The sequence below is a fragment of the uncultured Pluralibacter sp. genome (genome assembly GCF_913775985.1).
Taxonomy (GTDB): domain Bacteria; phylum Pseudomonadota; class Gammaproteobacteria; order Enterobacterales; family Enterobacteriaceae; genus Pluralibacter.
The window spans coordinates 107415-115326 of sequence record NZ_CAJYMB010000094.1 but is presented as its reverse complement, the minus strand read 5'-3'; the positions used below and the strand labels follow the sequence as shown (position 1 = coordinate 115326).

Annotated in this window: 8 protein-coding genes, 2 other RNA genes and 1 riboswitch; of the genes, 7 read left to right on the top strand and 3 right to left on the bottom strand. The window is 61.7% G+C overall.

What is annotated here, in order from left to right; translation table 11 throughout:
- The 6 genes from QZ766_RS10755 to QZ766_RS10730 form a co-directional block, all read left to right on the top strand.
- Positions 1 to 91: non-coding RNA, RtT sRNA (locus tag QZ766_RS10755), on the top strand; the annotation flags it as partial.
- Positions 92 to 131: 40 nt separating this feature from the next.
- A non-coding RNA gene (locus QZ766_RS10750) (RtT sRNA) lies at positions 132 to 256 on the top strand.
- A gap of 98 nt (positions 257 to 354) precedes the next feature.
- Positions 355 to 456, top strand: a riboswitch (TPP riboswitch).
- Positions 457 to 516: 60 nt separating this feature from the next.
- Positions 517 to 1209, top strand: a complete 693-nt coding sequence (locus QZ766_RS10745; protein WP_297201491.1) for a TenA family protein — start codon at positions 517 to 519, stop codon at positions 1207 to 1209.
- The gene (locus QZ766_RS10740; RefSeq protein WP_297201488.1) at positions 1206 to 1931 is read left to right on the top strand and encodes an ABC transporter ATP-binding protein; all 726 of its coding nucleotides are present in this window, start codon (positions 1206 to 1208) and stop codon (positions 1929 to 1931) included. The genes QZ766_RS10745 and QZ766_RS10740 overlap by 4 nt, the downstream gene beginning before the upstream one ends.
- Positions 1928 to 2668, top strand: coding sequence for an ABC transporter permease (locus tag QZ766_RS10735; protein WP_297201485.1), 741 nt, complete (start codon positions 1928 to 1930; stop codon positions 2666 to 2668). Before QZ766_RS10740 ends, QZ766_RS10735 begins: the two co-directional genes overlap by 4 nt.
- Before the next feature lie 19 nt (positions 2669 to 2687).
- Entirely contained in the window at positions 2688 to 3617 is a 930-nt protein-coding gene (locus tag QZ766_RS10730) for an ABC transporter substrate-binding protein (protein WP_297201482.1), read from the top strand.
- Between the two features lie 6 nt (positions 3618 to 3623).
- Here QZ766_RS10730 and QZ766_RS10725 read toward each other — a convergent pair whose 3' ends face one another.
- Positions 3624 to 4550 (bottom strand): LysR family transcriptional regulator, encoded by a 927-nt coding sequence (locus tag QZ766_RS10725; protein ID WP_297201479.1) that lies wholly within the window; start codon positions 4548 to 4550, stop codon positions 3624 to 3626.
- A gap of 88 nt (positions 4551 to 4638) precedes the next feature.
- On the opposite strand from QZ766_RS10725, the gene QZ766_RS10720 reads away from it, so the two are divergent.
- Positions 4639 to 5640: a bile acid:sodium symporter family protein gene (locus QZ766_RS10720; RefSeq protein WP_297201475.1), complete on the top strand. Its 1002-nt coding sequence runs from the start codon at positions 4639 to 4641 to the stop codon at positions 5638 to 5640.
- On the opposite strand, the gene QZ766_RS10715 is transcribed toward QZ766_RS10720, so the two are convergent.
- Positions 5637 to 5852, bottom strand: coding sequence for a DUF3820 family protein (locus QZ766_RS10715; protein ID WP_297201472.1), 216 nt, complete (start codon positions 5850 to 5852; stop codon positions 5637 to 5639). The two genes, QZ766_RS10720 and QZ766_RS10715, sit on opposite strands and share 4 nt — an antisense overlap.
- Before the next feature lies 1 nt (position 5853).
- Positions 5854 to 7869, bottom strand: a complete 2016-nt coding sequence (gene ligA, locus QZ766_RS10710; RefSeq protein WP_297201469.1) for an NAD-dependent DNA ligase LigA — start codon at positions 7867 to 7869, stop codon at positions 5854 to 5856.
- Between the last annotated feature and the right edge of the window lie 43 nt (positions 7870 to 7912).

Genomic DNA, 7912 nt, shown 5'->3' with positions numbered 1-7912 from the left:
CAGGTTCGGGTCGAACGTAGTGAGACAACGGAGCCGCGCGCGGCGACGGCCCGAAGGGCGAGCGAAGCGAGTCATCCTGCACGACCCACCAATTCAGAAAAAAGCGCCTTTTGGCGCTTTTCTCGTTTTATGCGCGGCGCGAAAAGTGCAGGATGAGAACCTGCGCAGGTTCGGGGCAAACGTAGTGAGACAACGGAGCCGCGCTCGGCGACGGCCCGAAGGGCGAGCGAAGCGAGTCATCCTGCACGACCCACCAATGTAAAAAGGCGCCTTTTTGCTATGCGCCGTTTCTGAACCCATCCCCTCTTCCCTACCGCACAGCGATTGCACTCAAAAACTGATTCCCGTATAACAGCTGCTACCGAGGGGTGTCCTGTCCGGACTGAGATGGCGCAAGCCGAACCCTTTGAACCTGATCTGGGTTATGCCAGCGAAGGGACGGAGCGGCCTGTAGGCCGCGACAGCCTGTTCACGCCTCTGCGCACCCGGATCTCCGCTTCTCATACTGGAGGTTCCGTGACTGTTCCCGCCTTTACCGACGGCTTTTATGGCCGACTACGCCAGCGCTCACGCGACTGGCAAGCCTACGTTGAGCATGATTTTCTCCACCAGCTGGCTGACGGCAGCCTGCCGCAGCAGGCCTTTCGTCGCTACCTGACGCAGGACTATCTCTTTCTGATCCACTTCGCCCGCGCCTATGCTCTGCTGGTCAGCAAGCTGCGCACGCTGCCGGAGATGCGCGCCGCCGCCGCGTCGCTCGGGGGCATTCTCGACGAGCTGCCGCTGCACGTCGGCTACTGCAAAACGTGGGGCCTTAGCGAGGCGCAGATGGCGCAAGAGCCGGAAGCAGCAGAAACTATCAATTATACCCGCTACGTGCTGGATATTGGTCACTCCGGCGATGCGCTGGATCTGGCGGTCGCCCTGATGCCCTGCGTGGCAGGCTACGCGGAGATTGGCCTGCGCCTGCTGCACGATCCACAGACCCGCTTTGAGGGAAATCCCTACGCCAGCTGGATCCGCAATTACGGCAACGAAGAATATCTCAGCGGCGTCAGCGCCTCTCTTCATCTGCTGGAAAGCCTGTGGCAGCAGCGCGGAGGCGACGCCAGAGTCGATGAGCTGTGCGAAACCTTTAATACCGCTACTCGCCTGGAGGCCGACTTCTGGCAAATGGGTCTCAACGCCGTCGCCGGTAGCGAGGCATGAGCGCGCCCGGTATTGAGATTAAGGACCTCACGCTGCGCTTCGGCAGCCGGGAGATTTTCAGCCGTCTGAATGTCGAAATTCGCGGCGGCGAGTGGGTCTCCCTGCTGGGCGCCAGCGGGTGCGGAAAAACCAGCCTGCTGCGCATTATCGCCGGACTGGTGGCGCCTACCGCCGGCACGGTCACTGCCAGCGACGGCAGGCCGCTGGCGGATCGGCTGGCGTGGATGGGCCAGCGCGATTTGCTCTATCCGTGGCTGACCGTGCGCGAAAACGTGGCGCTGGGCGCGCGGCTGCGCGGCGAAAAAGTCGACGGTGAAAAAGTTATGGGGCTGCTGGCAAAGGTCGGGCTGGCAGACTACGCCGACGCCCGGCCCGACGCGCTATCCGGCGGCATGCGCCAGCGTGCGGCGCTGGCAAGAACGCTGTACGAAGACCGGGATCTGGTGCTGATGGATGAGCCCTTTTCGGCGCTGGACGCCATTACCCGCACCCGCGTTCAGACGCTGGCGGCGGAACTGCTGGCAGAGCGCACCGTACTGCTGGTGACTCACGATCCGCTGGAGGCCTGCCGCTTAAGCCACCGCCTGCTGGTACTCGCGCCGCCATCGGGCATAGACGATACGCACGCCCTGACAGGAAAACCGCCGCGCAGGCCCGAGGATCCAACGCTGTTGGCAAGTCAGGCCCGGCTGCTACATCAGTTGACGGGAGCGAATCCATGAGGTCTCCGCTCCTGCGTGCCATCACGCTGTTTGCCGGCCTGCTGCTGCTGTGGCAACTTGTGGCCCTCACCGGCATCCCCGCCTTCCTGCTGCCCTCGCCCGCCGCCACCGCCGATGCACTCTGGCAAAACCGCGCCTACCTCGGCTGGCACAGTCTGATAACCGGCAGCGAGATCCTCTGCGGCCTGCTGCTGGGCACCGCGCTGGGCGTTGTTCTGGCGCTGGGGATGATTCTGTCCCCGATGCTCCAGCGCTGGCTGATGCCGCTGGTGCTCACCAGCCAAGCTATCCCGGTGTTTGCCCTCGCCCCGCTGCTGGTGCTGTGGCTGGGTTTCGGCATGCCGGCCAAAGTGGCCATGGCGGTACTGGTGATCTTTTTCCCGGTCACGTCGGCCTTCTTTGACGGACTGCGGCGGGTCAATAGCGACTATCTCGACCTGGCCCGCACGATGGGTGCCTCGCGGCGGGCGCAGCTGCGTCACGTCCTCGTGATGTCGGCGCTGCCGGCGCTGGGATCCGGCCTGCGGATGGCGGCAGCGGTCGCGCCTATCGGCGCCATTATTGGTGAATGGGTCGGCTCTTCCGAAGGGCTCGGCTACGTGATGATTAACGCTAACGCCCGGATGCAGACCGACCTCTGCTTTGCCGCGCTGTTTATTTTAGTGCTGATGACCGTCCTGCTCTGGCGGGTAACGGACACCCTGATCCGCCGACTGATTAGCTGGTCGCCGGAATAACCTGTTGAAGGAACTGTAAATGCGTAAATACGTTTTAACCGCCCTGCTGCTCTGCGCCGCAGGCAGCGGGCAGGCTGCTGAAAAACTGACTCTGGTGCTGGACTGGTATATCAACCCGGATCACGCGCCCATCATGGTCGCCGAACAAATCGGCGCGTTTAAAGCTCAGGGACTGGACGTCACCCTGATCCCACCGTCGGATCCGGCGCTGCCGCCGCGGCTGGTGGCGGCCGGCAAGGCCGATCTGGCCGTCAGCTATCAGCAGCAGGTGCACTTTTTTGCCGACCAGAACCTGCCTCTGGTGCGGGTCGGCACGCTGATCGACTCACCGCTCGACACGATTATTACGCTGGATAAGAACATCAAAACGCCCGCCGATCTGAAAGGAAAAACCCTGGGCTACTCCATCAGCGGCACCGAGGGCGCCACCATTGCTACCATGGCGAAGTTTTCGCATATCGATCCGGCAAGCATTAAGCTGGTCAACGTCAATTTCCAGCTGACCAGCGCCCTGCTGGCCGGGAAGGTGGATGCGGTGATCGGCGGCTATCGCAATATCGAAGCGCTGGAGCTGACGCTGCAGGGGAAAACGCCGGTGGTAATGAACGTAGAGGATTACGGCGTGCCCGCCTACGACGAGCTGGTGATTGTCGCTAACCGCAACGAGGTGAACGCGCCGAAGATTAAGAAATTCCTCACCGCGCTGCAGCAGGTCGTTGACTATCTGCGCGCCCATCCTCAGGAGAGCTGGGAGGCCTTCGCCCACGCCCATTCCGAACTGAATACGCCGTTCAACAAACTGGCGTGGGCAAAGAGCGTCCCGCTGTTCGCGGCGCATCCGGCGGCGCTGAACCGCGAGCGCTATGCGACCTACGAGCGCTTTTTGTTCGATCACGGCCTGATTAAATCCATCAAGCCGGTGGAGAGCTACGCGGTGGAAATAAAGTAGCGCCGATCAGCGCTGGTACAGCGGATCGCTGGTGCGGACGCAGGTCAGCGCCTGTGCCTGGCTGGCGACCACGTCCCACAGGGCCTGCGCCGCGGTAGAGAGAGAGCGGTTCTTGCGCCGGGCCAGCATCAGCTGGCGCTCTACTACCGGCGTCAGTCGCTTAACCACCAGGTGGCTGCCCTGGGGCAGCGGCAGCGCCAGCGCGGGCAAAATACTGATGCCGATACCGGCCTCAACCATCGGAAATAGCGTCGCCGGATGGCCTATCTCCTGCACGATGCTGGCGCTGATGCCATGCTGGACAAGCGCCGCGTCGATAAGCGGCCGGCTGCCGGAGGCATAGTCCTGCAGTACCAGCCGGGTGCCCTGCAGCGCCTGCCAGCTCACTCCGGGCCCGGCGGCGAGTGGACTGTCTTCGCGACACAACAAAAAGAAGGGTTCCGAAAGCACGGCGCGGCACTCCAAATCCCCTACCGCCCCCGGATCGATAACGATGCCGAAATCCACTTCCCCCTGGCGAATACTCTCCATCACCCACTGCTGCGGCCTGTCGTGCAGGACAAAATCGATATCCGGATACTGCCGGGTGCTGGCGGCAATGCACTGGGGGATAAGATGCGCCGAGATTGTCTGGCTGGCGGCTACCCGCACGGTGCCGGTAAGCTGCTGGCCGACGCGCCCGGCATCGCGCAGGGTGCTGTTCAGTTCGTCCAGCAGCCGCTCAAGCCTGCCCGCCAGCTGCTGGCCCGCCTCGGTCAGCACCACTTCCCGGGTGGTGCGGTCCAGCAGGCGCACGCCGGTCTGGTGCTCCAGCTCTTTGACGCTGTGGCTGACCGCAGACTGGCTGAGGCCAATCATCTCCCCGGCGCGGCTGAAGCTGCGCGCCCGGGCGACGGTGACAAAGACTTTTAGCTGTCGCAGCGAGTAATTCATCTATTCAGTTCATCAATGGATGCAATAAATCAATTTTATTTCTCAAAACGGAAAAAGCACAATAGCCAAATTACAATCAGGAGCGTCTATGAAACTTTTCCGCATTATCGATCCGTTTACTCTGACCCTTATCACCGTGGTTCTGCTGGCTTCCTTCTTTCCCGCGCACGGCAGCTTCGTGCCGTTTGTGGAAGGCTTAACCACCGCCGCCATCGCCCTGCTGTTCTTTATGCACGGCGCCAAGCTCTCCCGTGAGGCGATTATTGCCGGCGGCAGTCACTGGCGTCTGCACCTGTGGGTGATGTGCAGCACCTTCGTGATATTTCCCATACTCGGCGTGCTTTTCGCCCGCTGGGCGCCGATAGACGTCGATCCGGCCATTTACAGCGGCTTTTTGTATCTGTGCATTTTACCGGCTACCGTTCAGTCAGCTATCGCCTTCACCTCAATGGCGGGAGGCAACGTGGCGGCAGCGGTGTGCTCGGCATCGGCATCCAGCCTGCTGGGGATTTTCGTTTCGCCGCTGCTGGTGGGCCTGCTGATGCACCTCCACGGGGCGGAAGCCAGCCTGGAACAGGTGGGTAAAATTATGCTCCAGCTGCTGCTGCCGTTCGTCCTCGGCCACCTGTCGCGGCCGTGGATTGGCAACTGGGTGGCGCGCAATAAGAAATGGATCGGCAAAACCGATCAGACGTCAATTCTGCTGGTGGTTTACTCGGCCTTTAGCGAGGCGGTGGTGAACGGCATCTGGCACAAGGTGGGCGTCGGCTCGCTACTGTTTATCGTGGTGGTGAGCTGCGTCCTGCTGGCCATCGTGATCGCCATAAACATATTTGTCGCGCGGAAATGCGGCTTCAATAAAGCCGATGAGATAACCATTGTGTTCTGCGGCTCGAAAAAGAGTCTGGCCAACGGTATTCCGATGGCCAATATTCTCTTCCCGACGGCGATGATCGGCATGATGGTGCTGCCGCTGATGATCTTCCACCAAATCCAGCTGATGGTCTGCGCGGTGCTGGCCCGCCGCTACAAGCAGCAGACCGATGCGCTACAGGCGAAGAATGCACCTGCGGGGGAAGCGAAAGCCTAGCGGCGGCGCAGGGGCTCAACCAGGTGGCTGAGTCCCTCCGTCTTGATGAGCAGCGTAATCGCCATCAGCTCACCGAGCCGGCCGGCGGGAAACTGCTCCTTGCGGGCAAACCACAGCAGATACTCCTCCGGCAAATCAATCAGCATCCGGCCCTGGTATTTGCCGAACGGCATCACCGTGTTGGCGATTTCAATCAGCTGCTCTTTTTCCATTTCAGGCTCCCAGCAGGCGCAGCATTTCCGCTTCGTCAATCACCTCGATGCCCAGCTCCTGCGCTTTCGCAAGTTTGGAACCCGCGGCTTCGCCGGCTACAACCAGATCGGTTTTCTTCGACACGCTGCCGGCCACTTTCGCCCCCAGCGCCACCAGCTGCGCCTTGGCGTCATCGCGGGACATCTGGCTCAGGCTGCCGGTAAGCACCACGGTTTTACCGGCAAACGGGCTGTCTATCTCCTCGACGTTAATCACCACCGGCGCGGGCCAGTGAACGCCTTCCGCCTGTAGCTGCGCAATCACGTCGCGGTTGCTCTCTTCGGCAAAGAAGTTGAAAACGTGGGTGGCCACCACGATGCCGACGTCCGGCACCTTCTGCAGATCGTCAATGGAAGCCGCAGCCAGCGCATCCAGCGTGCCGTAGTGCGAGGCCAGGCCCGCCGCAGTGGCTTCGCCCACTTCGCGAATGCCCAGCGCGTACAGGAATCGGGCAAACGTCGTCTCTTTCGATTTCTCCAGCGCGCTCACTACATTCTGCGCCGATTTTGGCCCCATTCTGTCCAGCCCGGTCAGCTTGCCGGCGGTGAGGCGGAACAGATCCGCAGGCGTGTGGACGTACTCTTTCTCCACCAGCTGATCGATAATTTTGTCGCCCATTCCGTCCACGTCCAGCGCCCGGCGGGACACGAAATGCTTGAGCGCCTCTTTACGCTGCGCGCCGCAAATCAGGCCACCGGTGCAGCGGGTGACCACTTCCCCTTCCACCCGTTCGACGTCGGAACCGCACACCGGACAGTGCGCAGGAAATTCAATTGCCCGGGTATCGTCCGGACGCTCGGAGAGCACCACGTTGACGACCTGTGGGATAACGTCCCCGGCGCGGCGGATAACCACTTTATCGCCGATGCGCAGGCCCAGGCGCTCAATTTCATCTGCGTTGTGCAGCGTCGCGTTGCTCACCAGTACGCCGGCGACCTGCACCGGCTCCAGGCGGGCAACCGGCGTAATGGCGCCGGTGCGGCCAACCTGAAACTCCACGTCGCGCACGAAGGTCATCTGCTCCTGCGCCGGGAATTTGAAGGCGGTGGCCCAGCGCGGCGCGCGGGCTACGAAGCCGAGCTGCTCCTGTAAATCCAGGGAGTCCACCTTGATCACCACGCCGTCGATATCAAAGCCGAGGGTTGGGCGGTCGTCCTCCACTTTATGATAGTAAGCGAGCACTTCCTCCGGCGTATCGCAGAGCTTTACCCGGTTACTGACCGGCAGCCCCCACGCTTTAAACTGCTGCAGGCGCTCGTAATGGCTGCCCGGCAGCTCGCCGCCTTCAAGAATGCCGATACCGTAGCAGAAGAAAGTGAGCGGCCGCTTCGCGGTCACCCGCGGGTCCAGCTGGCGCAGGGAGCCTGCTGCGGCGTTGCGCGGGTTGGCGAACACTTTACCGCCGGTGCGGCGCGCGTCGTCATTGATTTTCTCGAAGCCCTTCTGCGGCAGGAAAACTTCGCCGCGCACTTCCAGCCGGGCCGGAATATTCTCGCCGCGCAGCTTCAGCGGGATCGCACGAATGGTACGCACGTTGGCGGTAATGTCCTCGCCGGTGGTGCCGTCACCGCGGGTTGCCGCCTGTACCAGCACGCCGTTTTCATACAGCAGGCTCACCGCCAGGCCGTCGAGCTTCAGCTCGCAGCAGTACACCAGCGCATCGGTGCTTTTGAGCCGATCATGTACTCGCTTGTTAAACGCCAGAAAGCTCTCTTCGTCGAAAACGTTGTCCAGCGACAGCATCGGCACTTCATGGCGTACCTGGCTGAAGGCGGTCAGCGGCGCGGCGCCCACGCGCTGGGTGGGCGAGTCCGGCGTGATCAGCTCGGGATGCGCCTCTTCCAGCTCGCGCAGCTCGCGCATCAGCCGATCGTACTCGGCATCCGGCACTTCCGGGGTATCCATAACGTGATACAGATATTCGTGATGGCGAAGCGTAGTTCGCAGGTGGGTTAGTTGGTCTTCAATTGAGTGCATAGTCATTCACCATCAATGATAAAAAACCCCCGACAGGCGGGGG